Annotated in this window: 13 protein-coding genes and 1 pseudogene; 6 read left to right on the forward strand and 8 right to left on the reverse strand. The window is 63.7% G+C overall.

Going from position 1 to position 17,627, the window contains the following annotated elements; translation table 11 throughout:
* Nucleotides 1-6 precede the first annotated feature (6 nt).
* Both ACFFUC_RS09025 and ACFFUC_RS09030 read right to left on the reverse strand, forming a co-directional pair.
* Nucleotides 7-592: pseudogene (locus tag ACFFUC_RS09025) on the reverse strand (IS3 family transposase); the annotation flags it as partial.
* A 415-nt stretch (nucleotides 593-1,007) separates the two neighbouring features.
* Nucleotides 1,008-1,319: an ETC complex I subunit gene (locus ACFFUC_RS09030; RefSeq protein ID WP_377685523.1), complete on the reverse strand. Its 312-nt coding sequence runs from the start codon at nucleotides 1,317-1,319 to the stop codon at nucleotides 1,008-1,010.
* Nucleotides 1,320-1,452: 133 nt separating this feature from the next.
* Here ACFFUC_RS09030 and uvrB point away from each other — a divergent pair, with 133 nt between their 5' ends.
* The gene (uvrB, locus tag ACFFUC_RS09035; protein ID WP_377685525.1) at nucleotides 1,453-3,639 is read left to right on the forward strand and encodes an excinuclease ABC subunit UvrB; all 2,187 of its coding nucleotides are present in this window, start codon (nucleotides 1,453-1,455) and stop codon (nucleotides 3,637-3,639) included.
* Between the two features lie 39 nt (nucleotides 3,640-3,678).
* Here uvrB and parA read toward each other — a convergent pair whose 3' ends face one another.
* Nucleotides 3,679-4,314, reverse strand: coding sequence for a ParA family partition ATPase (parA, locus tag ACFFUC_RS09040; protein WP_377685527.1), 636 nt, complete (start codon nucleotides 4,312-4,314; stop codon nucleotides 3,679-3,681).
* A gap of 97 nt (nucleotides 4,315-4,411) precedes the next feature.
* On the reverse strand, nucleotides 4,412-4,729 hold the full coding sequence (locus ACFFUC_RS09045) for an antibiotic biosynthesis monooxygenase family protein (protein WP_377685528.1): 318 nt from the start codon (nucleotides 4,727-4,729) through the stop codon (nucleotides 4,412-4,414).
* 239 nt (nucleotides 4,730-4,968) lie between these two features.
* On the opposite strand from ACFFUC_RS09045, the gene ACFFUC_RS09050 reads away from it, so the two are divergent.
* The gene (locus ACFFUC_RS09050; protein ID WP_377685530.1) at nucleotides 4,969-6,018 is read left to right on the forward strand and encodes a dipeptidase; all 1,050 of its coding nucleotides are present in this window, start codon (nucleotides 4,969-4,971) and stop codon (nucleotides 6,016-6,018) included.
* A gap of 360 nt (nucleotides 6,019-6,378) precedes the next feature.
* Here ACFFUC_RS09050 and ACFFUC_RS09055 read toward each other — a convergent pair whose 3' ends face one another.
* Together ACFFUC_RS09055 and ACFFUC_RS09060 are read right to left on the reverse strand one after the other, a co-directional pair.
* Complete coding sequence (locus ACFFUC_RS09055; protein WP_377685531.1) at nucleotides 6,379-7,539, reverse strand: MFS transporter; 1,161 nt, start codon at nucleotides 7,537-7,539, stop codon at nucleotides 6,379-6,381.
* A 130-nt stretch (nucleotides 7,540-7,669) separates the two neighbouring features.
* Complete coding sequence (locus ACFFUC_RS09060; protein ID WP_377685533.1) at nucleotides 7,670-8,599, reverse strand: LysR family transcriptional regulator; 930 nt, start codon at nucleotides 8,597-8,599, stop codon at nucleotides 7,670-7,672.
* Nucleotides 8,600-8,720: 121 nt separating this feature from the next.
* Here ACFFUC_RS09060 and ACFFUC_RS09065 point away from each other — a divergent pair, with 121 nt between their 5' ends.
* Complete coding sequence (locus ACFFUC_RS09065) at nucleotides 8,721-9,662, forward strand: ring-cleaving dioxygenase (protein ID WP_377685535.1); 942 nt, start codon at nucleotides 8,721-8,723, stop codon at nucleotides 9,660-9,662.
* Nucleotides 9,663-9,863: 201 nt separating this feature from the next.
* Here the strand turns inward: ACFFUC_RS09065 and ACFFUC_RS09070 are convergent, their stop codons facing one another.
* Complete coding sequence (locus tag ACFFUC_RS09070) at nucleotides 9,864-11,393, reverse strand: VOC family protein (protein ID WP_377685537.1); 1,530 nt, start codon at nucleotides 11,391-11,393, stop codon at nucleotides 9,864-9,866.
* Complete coding sequence (locus ACFFUC_RS09075) at nucleotides 11,390-12,382, reverse strand: glutathione S-transferase family protein (RefSeq protein ID WP_377685539.1); 993 nt, start codon at nucleotides 12,380-12,382, stop codon at nucleotides 11,390-11,392. Before ACFFUC_RS09075 ends, ACFFUC_RS09070 begins: the two co-directional genes overlap by 4 nt.
* A gap of 509 nt (nucleotides 12,383-12,891) precedes the next feature.
* Here ACFFUC_RS09075 and ACFFUC_RS09080 point away from each other — a divergent pair.
* The 3 genes from ACFFUC_RS09080 (at nucleotide 12,892) to ACFFUC_RS09090 (ending at nucleotide 17,610) form a co-directional block, all read left to right on the forward strand.
* Entirely contained in the window at nucleotides 12,892-13,890 is a 999-nt protein-coding gene (locus ACFFUC_RS09080; RefSeq protein WP_377685540.1) for a glycine betaine ABC transporter substrate-binding protein, read from the forward strand.
* A 364-nt stretch (nucleotides 13,891-14,254) separates the two neighbouring features.
* Nucleotides 14,255-15,724 (forward strand): alanine/glycine:cation symporter family protein, encoded by a 1,470-nt coding sequence (locus ACFFUC_RS09085; protein WP_377685541.1) that lies wholly within the window; start codon nucleotides 14,255-14,257, stop codon nucleotides 15,722-15,724.
* Nucleotides 15,725-15,921: 197 nt separating this feature from the next.
* Complete coding sequence (locus ACFFUC_RS09090; RefSeq protein WP_377685543.1) at nucleotides 15,922-17,610, forward strand: acyl-CoA dehydrogenase family protein; 1,689 nt, start codon at nucleotides 15,922-15,924, stop codon at nucleotides 17,608-17,610.
* Nucleotides 17,611-17,627 lie beyond the last annotated feature (17 nt).

Consider the following 17,627-nt stretch of genomic DNA (forward strand, 5'->3'; position numbering starts at 1 on the left):
TCCTCAGTCTCGTCGCCACAAGCGCTCGACACGCTTGTCGTTCACCTGCCACCCGGCATCCCGCAACAAGGCCGCAATCCGGCAATAACCATAGCGGCCATACTGCCGAGCCAGCTCGATCATGTCGGCAACCAGACGATCTTCATCAGCCCGACCTCGCGGTAGCTTGCGCTGCGTGGAGCGATGCTGGCGCAGCACGTGGCAAGCCCGACGCTCGGAAACGCCCAGCTCACCCCGGACATGATCGATAAGGGCCCGGCGGCGAGCGGGGCTCAGAAGTTTCCCCGAGCCGCCTCCGTCAGGATCAGCTTGTCCAGCGTCAGATCCGAAACAGCACGCTTGAGCCGCTCATTCTCCTGCTGAAGCCGCTTCAGTTCCTTCAGCTGATCCACACCCATCCCGCGTTCGCCGTTGGGCTTGGACCAGTGGCGCCTTCAACGGCTCACTGTTTGCGCCAGCGGTAATAGGTCTGTTCGACGACACCGATCCGCCTGATCGCATCCAGACGGGACAGGCCTTGACCCATGAGAACCACCTCAACCTGCCGCAACTTCGACACAATCTCTTCCGGCTTCGGTCGCTTGTTTGCCATTCTTGATCCTCCGTTTCCTAAGCATAACGGCGGACCACTTCACGGGGGGAGGATCACCTGATCATCATGCCGTCATCGCAGCCCCACGCACAGCAATCTCCGTCATTGCCATGCGATCAGAACCGAGCGTGATCCATCCAGACGCGCGGCTGCGGATCATTCGGGCATCCGGGGAGATGCCGGGTCAGGATGACGCTTAAGAAAAGTCATCCGCATGAAACCGCCGCTATGGGTACCGAGAACGCCGAGCTGCATGAACGAAGTCACTAGATGCTTGGTCTGCGTCGCGCCTCAAAAAGAAAAACGCTGGGATCGTTTCCCGACCCCAGCGAATTCAATCACATGCAAAAAACTATGCCCCGAACTCGGACAAAACGACCCCGATTGGGGTCTAACTTTCGCCCGATTTACAGGCTCAATGGGTCCAGGGCGCGCGGCGGTCTGTGGCGAAGTTTTCGCCGTAGCCGCGGGGGCGGATGTTGACGCTGCGCGGTTGGGGCTCGATCACCTCGAAGTCGAGGCCGTTCTCGCGGGCGTATTCCTCGGCCTGTTTGCGCGTCTCGAAGCGCAGACGGACCTGGCTTTGGGTGTCGTCGCTGCTCGTCCAGCCCATCAGCGGATCGATCTCGCGCTCGTCGGCCTGCGGGAAAACCAGGACCCAATCCCTGGTCTTGGCCATGCCCGACTGCATAGCGTTGCGCGCGGGTTGGTAAATACGGACTCTCATCTGCGGAAACCCTTGGAAAGCATCACCCCTTATCCCCGAACCGCGGCCAATCTTCAAGCCTCGAAGCGTGCCGCCTGCCCTTGCATCCGCGCGCAAAAGTGCCAAATTGAGGCCTGAGAACAAAGGTGCAACCATGGGCCACAACAATACCAACGCACCCGTTACGCGTTTTGTCGAAGTCACTCGTCCCAAGCTCGAAGGCGGCAAACGCCTTGTGATGCATAGCGAATTCCAGCCTGCGGGCGATCAGCCCAAGGCGATTGCCGAGCTGGTCGGCGGCATCGGCGGGGGCGAGCGCGATCAGGTTTTGCTGGGCGCGACGGGCACCGGCAAGACCTATACGATGGCCAAGATCATCGAAGCGACGCAAAAGCCCGCCATCATCCTTGCCCCCAACAAAACCCTCGCGGCGCAATTATACGGCGAATTCAAAGGCTTCTTCCCGGAAAATGCGGTGGAGTACTTCGTCAGCTATTACGATTACTACCAGCCCGAAGCCTATGTCCCGCGGACCGACACCTATATCGAGAAAGAATCCCAGATCAACGAGGCGATCGACCGCATGCGCCACTCGGCGACGCGGGCGCTGCTCGAACGCGACGACGTGATCATCGTGGCCTCGGTTTCCTGCATCTACGGCATCGGCTCGGTCGAGACCTATTCGGCGATGACGCAGGATATGATCGTCGGCGAAATGTATGATCAACGCGAATTTCTGGCCGAGCTTGTCGCCCAGCATTACCGTCGCCTCGACGCCAGCTTCCAGCGCGGAGGTTTCCGCGTGCGCGGCGATATCGTCGAGGTCTGGCCAGCCCACCTCGAGGACCGCGCCTGGCGCTTCGACTTCTTCGGAAACGAGCTGGAAGCGATCACCGAATTCGATCCCTTGACCGGACAGAAAACCGACACTTTCAAGCAGATCCGCATCTACGCCAATAGCCACTACGTGACCCCTCGACCGACAATTCAACAGGCAATCAAAGGGATACGGGCAGAACTTGCCAATCAGCTTCAGGTTTTTCAGAACGAGGGAAAGCTGCTCGAGGCGCAAAGGATCGAGCAGCGCACCAACTTCGACCTCGAGATGCTCGAGGCCACCGGCGTCTGCAACGGCATCGAAAACTACTCGCGCTATCTGACCGGCCGCGCCCCCGGAGAGCCGCCGCCGACGCTCTTTGAATTCATCCCCGACAACGCCATCGTTTTCGCCGATGAATCCCACGTCTCGGTGCCCCAGATCGGCGGCATGTATCGCGGCGACTTCCGGCGCAAATCGGTGCTGGCCGAGCACGGCTTCCGCCTGCCCTCCTGCATGGACAACCGGCCGCTGAAATTCGAGGAATGGGACGCGATGCGCCCGCAATCGGTCTTCGTCAGCGCCACCCCCGCGCAATGGGAGATGGACCAGACCGGCGGCGTCTTTACCGAACAGGTCATCCGCCCGACCGGCCTGCTTGACCCGCCGGTCGAAATCCGCCCCGTCGAGATGCAGGTCGACGACCTGCTCGACGAGGTTCGCAAGGTCACCGCAAACGGCATGCGCACGCTCGTCACCACCCTGACCAAACGCATGGCCGAGGACCTGACGGAGTATCTGCACGAACAGGGCATCCGCATCCGCTACATGCATTCCGACATCGACACGATCGAGCGGATCGAGATTCTGCGCGACCTGCGTCTGGGTGCGTTCGACGTCTTGGTCGGGATCAACTTGTTGCGCGAAGGCCTTGATATTCCTGAATGTGGCCTGGTCGCAATCCTCGATGCCGACAAGGAGGGTTTCCTCCGCTCGACCACTTCGCTGATCCAGACGATCGGTCGCGCGGCGCGCAACGCCGATGGCCGCGTCATCATGTACGGCGACAAAATCACCGGCAGCATGGAGCGCGCCATCGCCGAAACCAACCGCCGCCGCGAGATCCAGATGGCCTATAACGAGGCCCACGGCATCACGCCGCAGACGGTGCGCAAGAATGTGGAAGATGTTCTCGCAGGGCTGTGGCAGGGCGATACCGATGAATCGCGCATCACCGCGACCATCGACAAGCCGCTGGTCGGCGCCAACCTCGCAGCCCATCTCGACGCGATCCGCGCCCAGATGCGCAAGGCGGCGGAGAACCTCGAGTTCGAAGAGGCGGCGCGGCTGCGCGACGAGGTCAAACGCCTCGAAGCGGTCGAACTGGCGGTATCGGATGATCCTTTGGCGCGGCAATCGAGCATCGAGGCTGCGGCAGAGGCCGCAGTCAAATCCTCGGGACGCTCGACCGCCGGTCGCGCCGGCCAGCGCGGCGGCACCAAACGCTCGCGCAAAAGCCATTAATTGTCCAATCCGCGGAATCACGAGATTTCGCGGATTTCCTCAATCCCAATGGGACAGAAGTTCGGTGACCAGTGCCGCGACTTCGGCTTTGGCGGCAGCGTTGCGGCTGCTTTCGCTTGCGGCCATGCCCAGCCCCAAAGCCTCGGCATAGGCGACACGGTTCGCGATCTGGACCTGTGCCACCCCCGCCCCCATCTCCGAGGCCTTTCCGGCAATCTCGGCGGCAAGGCGGGTGTTCGGGCGGGTGCGGTTGAGGACGATCATCGCTTCGGCTTTTTCGCGCCGCGCCAGATCCAGCACACCCTCGGTCGCCCAAAGATCGACATGGCTGATCGCGACCGGCACCATGACCAGATCGGCCACCCGGAGCGCGGGCCGCAGATCACTGTCGATTTTCGGCGGCGTGTCGATCAGGACGAAATCGAAACGCTTCTTCAGCTTCTCGGATTCGTAGCTCGCCCCCCAAGCCGAGGAGGTCGAAAACTCCATCGCCTCGTCATCGCCGCGCTGGCGCAAACGCTCGACGAACCAGCGCCCCAGACTGCCCTGCGGATCGGTATCGATCAGGGCAACCGAATGGCCGCGCGCGCGCAATTCGATCGCGAGATGGATGGTCAGCGTGGTCTTGCCCGAGCCGCCCTTTTGCTGCGCCACGGTAATGATGCGTCCTGCCATCTCGCCTCCAGCCCTCGCGAAACCCGCCGTCCTTTGCCCGAGCCTAGAGACTGGCGCGGCGCGATGCACGATCTTTTCGCAGGTGCAGCATTTTTTCTCAGAAGGCCGAGACGACCTCGTACATCACCGGCTCGAAACTGCGGCACATGCCGTGGATGACGCGGTTGCGGTTGCGCATTTCGGGGTTGCGCAGCATTGCCTGATAATCGCCGCGCGCCTGCCATTGCGAATAGGTCGCGATCCGCGTCTGCGCGTCGTTGAGATGCACCGCGCCGGAAATATAGCCCGGCTGGTGGCTGATCACGGCGGCATAGGCATCCTCAAGGGCTTCGAGCACGTCATGCGCGGTGCCCGGCGTCACGTCGAAGGTGCAGATCACGGTCTGTCCGGTAAAGCCTGCTTTGATCTCGGTCATGGCTCGCTCTCCCTGCTGGCTGGCCTTGCTGGCTGAACCGGCCGCCCCAACCGGTCGGGCCGATCCGCCATGATCCCAGCTTACGTCGCTTTCGCGCGATGACAAAGCCTTCCGCACAGCGTCACAAGCGCAGGTCTTGCGGCAGGGGCTTGTGCCCCCGCGCTTGCCACGCGCATCCCATTGCACCGCCGCGACAAAGGGCGCATCTTCCGCGCCGATCCAAGCTCAGGAGCAGCGCGATGATTCCGGTATTCGACGGCCATAACGATTTTCTGCAACGCATGGTCGAGGCCGGACCGGCCCGAGACGCGCTTTGGCTGAAAGGTGACGGCACCGGCCATCTCGACCTGCCGCGCATCAAGGCCGGCGGTATGATCGGCGGCTTTTTCGCGATCTGGACACCCTCGCCCGAGGGGCCGAACGATGATGCTGCCGTGGCGCAGATGGAGAATCCGCCCTTCGCGCTCGACCTGCCCGATCCGGTTCCCGCAACCGAGGCCCTGCCCCATGCAATGGCGCAGGCCGCAAACCTCCTTGCGATGGAACGCACCGGCACGCTGCAAATCTGCCGCAGTGCCGCCGACATCCGCGAGGCGATCGCGGCAGGCCGGATCGCCGCCGTCATGCATATCGAGGGGGCCGAGCCGGTTGCCGATCTCGACATGCTCCATGTCTGGCATACGATGGGGCTGCGTTCGCTCGGGCCGGTCTGGTCGCGTCCGACGATCTACGGCCATGGCGTGCCCTTTGCCTTCCCCTCGTCGCCCGATACGGGACCGGGTCTGACGGATGCGGGCAAGGCCTTGGTGCGTGAGTGCAACCAGCTGCGCATCATGCTCGATCTGTCGCATTTGAACGAAAAAGGCTTTGACGATATTGCCGCGCTCTCGGATGCGCCGCTGGTCGCCAGCCACTCCTGCGCCCATGCGATCTCGGCCAGCTCGCGCAATCTCACCGACCGCCAGTTGCAGGTGATTGCCCGCTCGAAGGGATTGGTCGGGCTGAACTATGCCACGGGTTTCCTTCGTGCGGACGGAAAGCGCCAAAGCTTTGCCGGTTTCGATGTCATTCTCGCCCATCTCGACCATATGCTCGCCATTCTTGGCGAGGATGGCGTGGCGTTGGGATCGGATTACGACGGGGCGCTGATGCCGCTTGATCTGTCGGATGCGGGCAAGCTGCAGAACCTGACCGCCGCCATGCAGGCGCATGGCTATAGTGACGAGCTGGTCGCCAAGATTGCGTGGAAGAACTGGGTCAATGTGCTCGAGCGGACCTGGGGCGCCTGAAACCGGCGGTCGGGCGGCATCGCGATTTGCGGGCCGTCCAAAGGCTTGCGGGTGTGAGAACGGCTCTCTCCGACGGAACTCATGACCAAAAACCCTCGAACGAAGCGGGCATGAAATCCGCTCTCACGAAACCATAGGGACATGAAGGGGCGGTTTGCGAAAGCGCTCCTTCATGAAACTTGTCGGGAGTTTCCCTGGAGAGTGCCGATCTTCGGAAACGCCGCCATGAAACAACATTATGTTGTCAATATAATTGATTGATATAACTACTATTTGCTAAATTCAGCGCTCATGCCAGACAGCAATATTGGCGCGCTTTTGATCCAAAATCATGGCTGCGCGCGGCCCCGACCTGCTCGCCTAAAGCCGCGTGCCGCCATCCCTGCCGCGAAACAGCACGAGCCCGACCGCCGTTGCCAAAAGCAGTATCCCCGCGCCGGTCGTAACCGCAGGAAAGCCGCCCCGCAGATAGACCAGCGACATGAGCCAAGGCCCGAGAAAGACCGCCAGATAGGTCACCGTACTGTGGAGCCCCATCGCGGCGCCTCCGGCATGAGGGGCCGCGCGGTTCAACAGCACGATGATCCCGTTCACGCCATATTGGTTCAGAAAGCCCCATGCGGCGGCATTGAGCATCGCAAGCACGGGATGGGCCAGCGTCACCGACATTGCGAAATAGGCAAAGCTGATCGCGAATAGCAGGACGACCAAGCCGCGCTGGCTGCGGATTGCGCCGAACCGGCCGACCAGCGCGCCGCTTAGGCCGAAGCCCAGACCATAGGCCATGACGTAGAGCCCCGCCCTGCCCGCGCCTTGGCCCGAGGCGGCGCGTACGCCTTCGCCGAAATAGGAAAACGTGCCGTAAAATCCGGTCATGAAAACAAGGCAGATCAGCATAACCGGACGCACGCCGGGCAGCATGAAGGCCTGCATCGGACGGCTGGCGCTCCGCTTGCCGCCAAGCGCGCGCGGCATGCGCAAAGCATAGCCCGCAGCCACCGCGAAAGAGGCGACCGCCAGCGTCAGATAGATGCTGCGCCAGCCGAAATGGCTGGTCATGAAGGCCGAAAGCGGCACCGCCGCCACCAAAGAGACCGCCCAGCCGGTCAGCACGGTGCCCAGACGCCCCGTCTCCCGCCCTTCGGGTGCGGTGCTGGTCGCGGTGGCATAGATCGCGGGCAGCATCACCCCGACCGCAAGCCCCGCAAGTGCTTGCGAGGCTGCAAGCATCTGCCAGCTCGCGCTTAGTCCGGCGACCACCTGCGCGATACCGACCAGTGCCGCACAACCCGCAAGGGTGATGCGCGGCCCGTAGCGGTCGACCAGCCCCGAGAGCAGGAAGGCGGAAAACGCCGTGGTCGCCCCGAATGCCGAAATCGAGCGCGCGATGCGGATCGGATCGGTCCCGAGCTCGCGCGCGACATCCCCCATGATCGGGCTCAGGACGAAAGCATTCGCTCCGACCAGAACCACGCCGACCACCAAGAGCCCCAAGGCCAGTCCCGAAAGTGTCGTCCGCATTCCGCTCTTGCCGCCTTTTTCCGTCCTGTTCTCGGGCCTCGCGCCTCCACCCCGCCGTCTTCCCCTCCGCCCCAGACAAGGCGGGAATCGCTGGAAAACGCGGGGGATCGGGTGAAGGCGCGCGGCGGCCTTATGCTTCTGAAGCCGTCGCGCTCCAGGGTTTATTCTCATTCAGCGCCAGCGCAAGATGGTCGATGAAGGCGCGCAGCTTGGCCGGCATCGGACTCACCGGCGGCCACACGACCGAGATCGGCAGCGGCCGCATCGGCAGATCGGGCAGGATCCGCACCAGCCGACCCTTGGCGATCTCGGGCCCGACGATAAAGCCCGGCAACATGCCCAGCCCCAGACCGGCCAGCACGAAATCGCGCATCGCCTCGCCATTGTTCATCGAGATCCGGCTGCTGACCTGCGGCGACACCGCCCGCCCGCTCATCTGGAACTGCCACATCCGCGTATCGGCAAGATGGCTGTAGCTGATCACCGGATGATCGCGCAAAGAGGCCAGATCCTCCGGCATGCCGTGCCGCTCGATATAGGCGGGGCTCGCGACCGGAACGACGTGATCTTCGCAAAGCTTGCGCGCCTTGAGGGCGGTATCGCGCATTTCGCCGATCCGCACCGCGACGTCGAAACCGTCATGCAGCAGATCGCGCGCACGGTCGTCGAAGTCGATGCGCAGCTCGAGCTCGGGATGGAGCGCGGCGAAACGCGCGATGATCGGGCCGAGATGCATGGTGCCGAAGCTCATGGGGGCGCAGATCGACAGACGGCCGCGCAGGGCGCTGATCCCGTCCATCCCCCAGGCCGCGCTTTCGGCGGCGGCGGACAGATCGCTCAGCGCCGGCCGCAGCTTTTCGGCCAGCCGCGTTGCAGCCTCGGTCGGGGTGATCCGTCCGGCATTGCGGCGAAAGAGCGCCGCGCCCAAGGCGGCCTCGAAATCCGAAACCCGCTTGCTGACCACGGATTTCGACAGGTTCAACCGCTCGGCGGCGGCGGTGACGGTCCCCAACTCCATAACGGTCAGGAAGGTCTCGATCTCATCAAGGGAATAACGCATGGGCCCTTATAGCGCGCCGCTTTCCGTTCGCAAATACCGAACGCGGGATTTGATCGTGGCGGGATAGCGAAAAGTTTCGCGAAGGTCGATATCAGTGGCGACATTGCTGCAGGGGGACATCATGCAACTCACAGGCATCCACCATCTGACCGCCATTACCGCCAATGCTGCGGCCAACAAGCGCTTTTACACCGAGACGCTCGGTCTGCGTCTGGTCAAGAAAACCGTCAATCAGGACGACACCAGCGCCTATCACCTGTTCTACGCAGATGGACAGGCAACGCCGGGAACCGATCTGACTTTCTTCGACTGGCCGGCCGCTCCGGCGCGGCGCGGCACGCATTCGATCAGCCGGACGGGCTTGCGCGTGAACGAGGACAGCTTCGACTTCTGGGCAGCGCGCCTGCGCGAGGCCGATCTGATCACCGGCGCGGTCACCCTGCTCGACGGGCGCACCACGCTCGACTTCGAGGATCCCGAGGGCCAACGCTTCCGCCTGACCGAAGATGTCGCGGGTCAAAGTCATCCCTGGGCGAAAAGCCCGATCGATGCGGCCCACCAGATCCGCGGTCTCGGCCCGATCACGATTTCGGTCCCCGATCTCGCCCCGACCGAGGCCGTGCTGACCCAGCTCATGAACATGCGCCGCGTCCGCGATTATGCGAGCCCCGACGGCGAGGGTCAGGTCCATGTCTTCGAGATGGGCGAAGGCGGCCCCTCGGCCGAACTTCATGTCGCGGTCCAGCCCGGCTTGCCGATCGCCCGTCAGGGCGCGGGCGCGGTCCATCACGTCGCTTTCCGCGTGCCGGATGTGCCGCAGATCCAGGAATGGGCGCGCCAGCTGCAGTCGATGCGGGTGCCGAACTCGGGCGAGGTCGAGCGTTACTACTTCCGCTCGCTCTACTTCCGCGAGCCGGGCGGCAACCTGTTCGAGATCGCGACCGACACCCCCGGTTTCGCCGTGGACGAGTCGATGGATGCGCTTGGCGAACGGCTCTCGCTGCCGCCCTTCCTCGAAAACCAGCGCGACCGCATCGAGGCGGGCCTGAAGCCGCTCGACTAAGCAAAGCCGCAAGTAACACGAAGGCCGGAGCCCCGCAGGACTCCGGCCTTTCCTTTTGGGCCACCTTCGGGCCTTTCTTCATCACCCAAATACCCGAACCACGCCAGCTGCTCTCAACGCAAGCGGTCATCCGGACCGAGACGGCAGCAAAAGGCCCCGAAGCCGAGCTTCGGGGCCTGTTTCCGTTCGGGCGCGCCGGATTTACTGGTGATGCGCCTTCATCCATTGCGTTGCCCGCGCCAGATCATCGGGCGTGAGCTGATGGCCGGTCTCGAGGATCTGCTCGTCGAGATCGGCCCCCGAATCCTTGAACCAGGCGGCCAGCTTCGGCGTATTGGTGCCGTAGGGGTCGCTCGCGCCCGTCAGCATCAGAACCTTCGCCCCCGCCAGATCGGCCTGCGGCAGATCGTCAAGCACGGGGATCGCGCGCAACAAGATCGCCTGACGGATGACGTCGGGATAAAGCCCCATGACGGCCGCCGCGAAATTCGCGCCGTTGGAATAGCCCATCGCCGTGATCCGCGCGGCATCGAGCCCGTAGGCGCGCACCGCCTCGTGCATGAAAGCGGCAAAGGCTTCGGCCTCCGAACGGATGTCGTCCTGATCGAAAGACAGCATGTTCAGGCGGCGGAACCAGCGTCCGACCCCTTCTTCGGTCGAGCGCCCGCGCACCCCCAAAAGGGTCGCATGCGGATTGATGCGATGCGCCAGCGGCATCAGATCGGATTCGTTGCCGCCCGTACCGTGCAGCAGGACGATGACGCTGCCGTCGGGCTCTTCGGGCGTGTGGAAGCGGTGGACGAAAGGCAGATCGCGCATCGGATTCCTTTCCTCGCCCGGAAGGGCGAATTGCGGCAGGATGATCTTGAGATCCTCGGCCGGCGTCAGGGCATTGGCCGGAATGAACAGGGTTTCGCCCAGATGCGCGGCCTCTTCATCGACGGTAAAGCCCGGCTCGTCGGTCGCATATTCATAAAGAATCCCGCCGGGCTCGCGCACATAGAGCGAGAGGAAGTATTTGCGGTCATGGACATTGGTCACGCCCTCCTCGCCCTTGAGATCAAGGCGCATCTGGCGGACCGCACCGACATCGGCGGCACGGAAGGCCACATGGTCGAAAATCCCCGCGCCGGGGATCGAGGGGACGTAGCCGCGCACGTTGCGCACGTCGATCGCATCGGTCTCGGAATACATGCGCTGGGTATTGCCTTCGACCGGACCGGGCCGGTAGCCGAAGCGTTTGGCGAATTCCAGCGTCTCTTCCGGCTTTTCGGTCAAAAGCGTCACCGCGCGGATCCGCGTCGGCGCGATCGGGTCGGGCAAGGCCGCGCCTGCGGGCATATCGACGCCGACCAGCTTGACGATCACCCCGTCTGGATCGCGCAGACGCAGGACCGGCTCGCCGAATTCGTGCTTGGGCCCCTCGAGCGGGATATGCGCGCTCATGGCGCGGGTCAGCCAGTCGCCGATGCTCGAGACCGGCACGGCAAAGGCCAGCTCGCCGACCTGCCCCGCACCGGTGCGCCCGCTTGCGCCGTCCTCCCATACCAGAAAGCTCACGACCGAGCCGGGGCTCCCCAGCTGGTCGCCGTAAAAGAGATGCAGCTGCTCGCTGTCCTCATAGCCGCCGGTGCGCTTGATCAGCCTCAGGCCGAGAAAGCCCGCGTAGAAATCCACGTTCGCCTGAACCTTGCGGGTAATCAGGGTGACGTGATGAATGCCAGTCGTCATTTTTTCTGTCCCAAAGCATCGCGCCCGTGCGGCGCGTCCCAATCCATGATCGGGCCGGTCGGCACGATCCCGTAGGGGTTGATGGTCGGATGGCTGCGATAATAGTGGTTAACGATATGCGGGAAATTCACCGTATCCGCGATCCCCGGCACTTGGTACAGCTCGCGCGCCCAGCCCAGCAGGTTGGGATAATCGCGCAGCTGGTAGCGGTTGCATTTGAAATGGGTGTGATAGACCGCGTCGAAGCGGACCAAAGTCGTGAACAACCGCCAATCGGCCTCGGTCGGCCGGTCGCCCGTCAGATAGCGTTTGCGCGACAGGATGTTTTCCAGCCAGTCGAGGCTGTCGAACAGCGGCCCGACCCCTTCGTCATAGGCTTCCTGCGAGGTGGCGAAACCGGCCTTGTAGACGCCGTTGTTGACCGTGTCGTAAATCCGCGCGTTGAGGGCGTCGATCTCGGGATGCAGATCCTCGGGCCAGTAATCGGCATGATTGCCGGTCAGCCCGTTGAAGGCCGAATTCAGCATCCGGATGATTTCCGAGGATTCGTTCGAGACGATGGTGTCCAGCTTTTTGTCCCACAGAACCGGCACCGTCACGCGGCCCGAGGCCTTGGGATCGGCGCGCAGATAGATGTCGCGCAAAAAGGGCAGTCCGAACAATGTGTCGCCGGTCGCGGCCGGAAAATCGGTCGCGAAGGTCCAGCCGTCTTCGCGCATGACCGGATGGACGGCCGAATAGGAGATATGCTCCTCGAGGCCCTTGAGAACGCGGAAGATCAGCGCGCGATGTGCCCAAGGGCAGGCATAGCTGACATAGAGATGATAGCGCCCGCTTTCGGCCGCGAAGCCGCCCGTCCCGCTCGGCCCTGCGGCACCATCGGGGGTGATCCAGTTTCGCCAAGAGGTAACGCTGCGCTGGAAGCGCCCGCCCGTGCTCGTGGTGTCATACCATTGATCACGCCATTCTCCGTCAACCAACAAGCCCATCCGGCATCCTCCGTCGTCACACACATATCTGTTTGGCGCTGTTTTAGTTCCCTTTCCCGTGGTTCACAAAGCCTTCCGTCGCGAAAGCCGTGTCAGCTCAGGCCGAACGCGGGCCGGCTTGCGCGTTCGCAATCGCCCAAAGGCACGAGGGGCTCGACCCGGCCCCTGCTCCACCGCTCCCGCCACCCTCCGCTCCGGCCGCCGGTCCGCGCCGCGCGAATTCAGCTTGCCCCGGGCACAAGCCGCGCAATAGGCTTGCTTTATGGTCGCCCCGACACCGCCCCTTCCGCCGCAAACCGACGCGCGACAGCTGCGCGGCGAGGCGGCTTTCGGCCCGCCCGCCGTGGTGGCCCCGACAAAAGCGCGCCGCGCGCGCCATCGGCCCGTACCTGCCCCGCCTCGGCCCGCCTGCCGTCCCGCCCCCGCGCCGCGGCCCTGACCGGAATACGTCGCGGGCGCATGCGGCAGCCCGCGACGATGATCAAAACCGCCGCAACAGGGAGAAAACGATGAAGCCTCGCTATCTGTCTACCGCCCTCGCCCTTCCGCTGATCACCTTTGGCGCCGCCGCTTGGGCCGAATGCGGCAGCCCGACCATCGCCAGCATGAACTGGCAAAGCGCGGAAATCCTTGCCAGCCTCGACCAGTTCATCCTCAACAACGGCTATGATTGCTCGGCCGAGATCGTGACCAGCGACACGGTTCCCGCGATCACCTCGCTCGTGGAAAAGGGCCAGCCCGAGATCGTGCCCGAGGCCTGGGTCGATCTCGTCCCCGAGGTCTTCGCCGCAGGCATGGCCGAGGACAAGATCGTGCAGGTCGGGCGCTCGCTGCCCGATGGCGGCCAGCAGGGCTGGTTCATCCCGAAATATGTGGCCGACGCCCATCCCGAGCTGAAAACCGTAACCGATATCCTCGCCCATCCCGAGATCTTCCCCTCGCCCGAGGACCCCTCGCGCGGGGCGATCTACAACGGCCCCGAAGGCTGGGGCGGCACGATCGTCACCAACCAGCTCGCCAAGGCTTTCGACGTGGCGGGCAAGGGCTTTGACGTGATCGATACCGGCTCGGCGGCAGGGCTTGATGGCTCGATCGCCAAAGCCTACGAGCAAAAGGCCCCCTGGCTCGGCTTTTACTGGGCGCCGACCTCGCTTTTGGGCAAATACGAGATGGTCAGCGTCGATTTCGGCGTGCCGATGGATATGGACGAATGGCGTCGCTGCACCTCGATCGCCGATTGCCCCGATCCCAAGCCGAACGCCTTTCCGCGCGACAATGTCTTCACCCTCGTCGCCAAACCCTATGCCGACAAGGCCGATCCGGCGGTTCTCGACTATCTCGCCAAGCGCAGCTGGAGCAACGACACCGTCAACGTGCTGATGGCCTGGATGACCGACAATCAGGCGACCGGCGAGGAAGGCGCGAAAGAGTTTCTCAAAAACAACGAGAATCTCTGGCTCGGCTGGGTGACTCCCGAGGCGGCCGACAAGATCCGCGCCGCGCTTTAAGACAAAACTGCAAAGGCCGGCCCCTGGGCCGGCCTTTTTTCTCCCCCGCGCGAACGACCCGCCCATGACGCTCGCCCATTGCGCCATGCGCGGCGGAACCGGCCCCTCCACGCCGCGCGCGGCGCGCGCGTCCATCCGATAAAGTAAAGACATAACAGCAGACTACCGCTCATGTCCGATAAAGCGCTTCGGAAGTCCCTGTCCTCCGCGGCAAGTGGCGCATATGGGAAAATCCGCCATGATCCGGCAAAACAATCCGGATGCGCGACCCCAAAATTGCGACAGATTATGTCGCGACAACTTGACAAGACAGTTAACAACCCTTCGTTTGCAGCCACGGAAACGTGATCGGAGGAAGGGCCTAATGGGTATGGATCGGTTGGAGAGTTTTCTGGGGGAGCTCGGAAGCATCATTTGGGGGCCCTATCTGCTCATCCCCCTTTTGCTCGGAACGGGGCTTTATCTCACCATTCGTCTTGGCGGCATCCAGCTGGTGCGTTTGGGCGCGGCGCTTCGCCTCGGCCTGATCAAGCGCCATGACGACGAAGGCGCCGAGGGCGACATTTCGCAATTCGAGGCGCTGACCACCGCCATGGCCGCAACCGTGGGCACCGGCAACATCGTCGGCGTCGCGACCGCGATCAGCATCGGCGGCCCCGGCGCGTTGTTCTGGATGTGGATGACCGCGCTTTTGGGCATGGCCTCGAAATATTCCGAAGCCTTCCTCGGCGTGCGTTACCGCACCACCGATGCGGCGGGCGAGAAATCGGGCGGTCCGCAATATTATCTCGAGCGCGGCATTCCGAACGGTTTCGGCAAATTCCTCGCGCTCTGCTTCGCGATTTTCGCGGTCTGTGCCTGTTTCGGCATCGGCAACATGACGCAGGGCAATTCGATCGCCTCGAACCTCGAGCGCAGCTTTGCCGTTCCCGCATGGGTGACCGGCGGCGCGCTGGCGGTTCTGACTCTGGTCGTTCTGGTCGGCGGCATCAAATCCATCGGCAAAGTCACCGCGGGCCTCGTTCCGGCGATGATCCTGTTCTATGTTCTGGGCGCGCTCTACATTCTCGGCGCCAATGCCAGCATGGTTCCGGCAGCGTTCGGCGAGATCTTCTCGCAGGCCTTCACCGGCACGGCGGCCACCGGCGGCTTCCTCGGCTCGACCATCATGATCGCGGTGCAATACGGCGTGGCGCGCGGGATTTTCTCGAATGAATCCGGCATGGGTTCGGCAGCCATCGCCGCCGCTTCCGCCCAGACCTCCCATCCGGTGCGTCAAGGTCTGGTCTCGATGACCCAGACCTTCATCGACACGATCATCGTCGTCTCCTGCACCGGCCTCGTCATCATCACGACCGGCGTCTGGAACGAGGTCGATCCGGCCTCCGGCCAGCTCATTTCGGCCTCGATCATGACCGGTCAGGCCTTCTCGCACGGGTTGCCGGGCGAATGGGGCCATTGGATCGTGACCATCGGTCTGGTGCTCTTTGCCTATTCGACCATCCTCGGCTGGGCCTATTACGGCGAGCGCAACATCGAGCGTCTGGTCGGCCGTGGCGGCGTCATGCCCTTCCGCGTGCTCTTCTCGCTGGTCGTTTTCTTCGGCTGCACCGTGCAGCTGGGTGTCGTGTGGAACTTCTCTGACGTGATGAACGGCCTGATGGCCATTCCGAACCTGATCGGCCTGCTGATCATGTCCGGACTGATCGCGCGCGAGACCAAGCTTTACCTCAAGCATGACCCCAAACTCGAAGCGACTTCGGCCGAGATCGAAGCCTTCATGAAGGGTGATCGCGGCTGGGAGGAATGGAAAGCGAACGAACGCAAAGGCTAAGACCCGCCGCGTCCGAATGCGGGGCCAAGCCCCTCTCCAGACACCGCGTCCCGATCATCGGGGCGCGGTTTTTTCATGGCGGCAGGTTCTGGCCTCTTCGCCCAGCTCATCGGACATTCCGCCAAGGGCGGTTTCGTGGCAGAATGATGCGATGCCCCCAACGGGGCCGAAGTCGCGCGCAAAGATCGGGTGAGGCCATGACCACAGATCCGCATGCCGAGCCTTCCTCCGCCCTTGATGCGGCGCTCAACCAGTCGGGCGCGCTTGCGGGCTATAACGCCTTTCTCGGCGACCGTGCCTTTCGCGAGGCGGTGACCGCTCTGGGCGCGGATTGGGCCAGCGACCGCCTGAGCGCACTTGGCGCGGCGGTCGGCTCGGCCGAGGTCATCGCCAATGCCGAAGCCGCCAACCGCCATCCCCCCGAATGGCAAAGCCACGACCGTTTCGGCAACCGTCGCGACGAGATCGCCTTTCATCCGGCTTGGCATGCGCTGATGACCTTGGCGCGCGGGGCCGAGGTCCATTCGCTGCCATGGTCCGCAGAGGCGCACCCTTCGGGTTCGGGGACCGCGGCGCGCAAGGGCGCACATCTGGTCCGCGCGGGACTGTCCTATCTGCTCAACCAAGCCGAAAACGGCATCTGCTGCCCGATCACGATGACCTTCGCCGCCCCTGCCGCGCTGCGCCACGCGCCCGATCTTCTGGCGCGGTTTTCAGCCGGCATTCTGGCAGCAGGCCATGACCCCCGCCCGCTTGCCCCCGACCAAAAGACCGCGCTCTCGGTCGGCATGGCCATGACCGAGAAGCAGGGCGGCTCCGATCTGCGCCAGACCCGCACCACGGCAAGGCAGGCGGGGGATCTGTGGCTCCTCGACGGGCATAAATGGTTCTTTTCGGTCCCCCAATCCGATCTCTTTCTGACGCTGGCCCGCAGCGGGCGCGGCATCAGCTGCTTTCTCGCGCAGGGCTGGCGCGACGACGGGAGCCGCAACGGGCTTTTCATCCAGCGCCTCAAGGACAAATGCGGCAACCGCTCCAACGCTTCGGCCGAAGTGGAGTTTCGCGGCCTCGAGGCACGGTTGGTCGGAGAGGAAGGGCGCGGCATCGCCACCATCCTCGAGATGGCGCATCTGACGCGGCTCGATTGTGCGATCAGCGCGGGGGCGATCATGCGTCAGGCGCTGACGCAGGCGATCCATCACACCAGCCACCGCAGCGCCTTCGGCCGCCGCCTGATCGAGCAGCCGCTGATGCAGGCGGTGCTTGCCGATCTGGCTTTGGACAGCGAGGCCTTCCTGTGGTCGGGCCTGCGCCTTGCCGCGACACAGGGCGGCGATGACGAGGCCGAGCATCTGCTGGGCCGGCTGGTCATTCCGATGGGGAAATATCTCGCCTGCAAACGCACGCCCGCCTTTGTCGCCGAGGCGATGGAATGTCACGGCGGCAACGGCTTTGTCGAACCCCATCCGCTGGCGCGGCTTTACCGCGAGGCACCGCTCAACGGTATCTGGGAGGGCTCGGGCAATGTCGTCTGCCTCGACGTGTTGCGCGCCGCGCGCAATGCGCCCGAAAGTCTGGGGCTCTGGCTGGACGAGACGCGCAAAGCGCGTGGCGCCAGCCGCGAATTCGACCGCGCGCTCGCGGATTTCGAGCCGCTCCTGCGCGATCTCGACACCGCCGAGCCGCGGGCGCGGCTGATCGTCGAGCGGATGGCGCGCCTTTTTCAGGCCGGTCTTTTGCTGCGCCATGCGCCCGATACGGTCGCCCATGCCTTCTGTCGCGCGCGGCTTGGGCCCCATCACGGGCAGGATTACGGCGCAACCAGCGGCATCGGCCCCGCCGCCCGCATTCTCGAACGCGCGGCGGTTGGGCCAATGCAGGGCTAGGGCAATCCCGCCCCGAT

This window comes from Paracoccus cavernae (genome assembly GCF_042430175.1).
Lineage (GTDB): Bacteria > Pseudomonadota > Alphaproteobacteria > Rhodobacterales > Rhodobacteraceae > Paracoccus > Paracoccus cavernae.

Bases quoted from the DNA above. Each gene is read 5' to 3' on its own strand.
- ACFFUC_RS09030 (WP_377685523.1), bottom strand. From the start codon at position 1,319: ATGAGAGTCCGTATTTACCAACCCGCGCGCAACGCTATGCAGTCGGGC.
- uvrB (WP_377685525.1), top strand. From the start codon at position 1,453: ATGGGCCACAACAATACCAACGCACCCGTTACGCGTTTTGTCGAAGTC.
- parA (WP_377685527.1), bottom strand. From the start codon at position 4,314: ATGGCAGGACGCATCATTACCGTGGCGCAGCAAAAGGGCGGCTCGGGC.
- ACFFUC_RS09045 (WP_377685528.1), bottom strand. From the start codon at position 4,729: ATGACCGAGATCAAAGCAGGCTTTACCGGACAGACCGTGATCTGCACC.
- ACFFUC_RS09050 (WP_377685530.1), top strand. From the start codon at position 4,969: ATGATTCCGGTATTCGACGGCCATAACGATTTTCTGCAACGCATGGTC.
- ACFFUC_RS09055 (WP_377685531.1), bottom strand. From the start codon at position 7,539: ATGCGGACGACACTTTCGGGACTGGCCTTGGGGCTCTTGGTGGTCGGC.
- ACFFUC_RS09060 (WP_377685533.1), bottom strand. From the start codon at position 8,599: ATGCGTTATTCCCTTGATGAGATCGAGACCTTCCTGACCGTTATGGAG.
- ACFFUC_RS09065 (WP_377685535.1), top strand. From the start codon at position 8,721: ATGCAACTCACAGGCATCCACCATCTGACCGCCATTACCGCCAATGCT.
- ACFFUC_RS09070 (WP_377685537.1), bottom strand. From the start codon at position 11,393: ATGACGACTGGCATTCATCACGTCACCCTGATTACCCGCAAGGTTCAG.
- ACFFUC_RS09075 (WP_377685539.1), bottom strand. From the start codon at position 12,382: ATGGGCTTGTTGGTTGACGGAGAATGGCGTGATCAATGGTATGACACC.
- ACFFUC_RS09080 (WP_377685540.1), top strand. From the start codon at position 12,892: ATGAAGCCTCGCTATCTGTCTACCGCCCTCGCCCTTCCGCTGATCACC.
- ACFFUC_RS09085 (WP_377685541.1), top strand. From the start codon at position 14,255: ATGGGTATGGATCGGTTGGAGAGTTTTCTGGGGGAGCTCGGAAGCATC.
- ACFFUC_RS09090 (WP_377685543.1), top strand. From the start codon at position 15,922: ATGACCACAGATCCGCATGCCGAGCCTTCCTCCGCCCTTGATGCGGCG.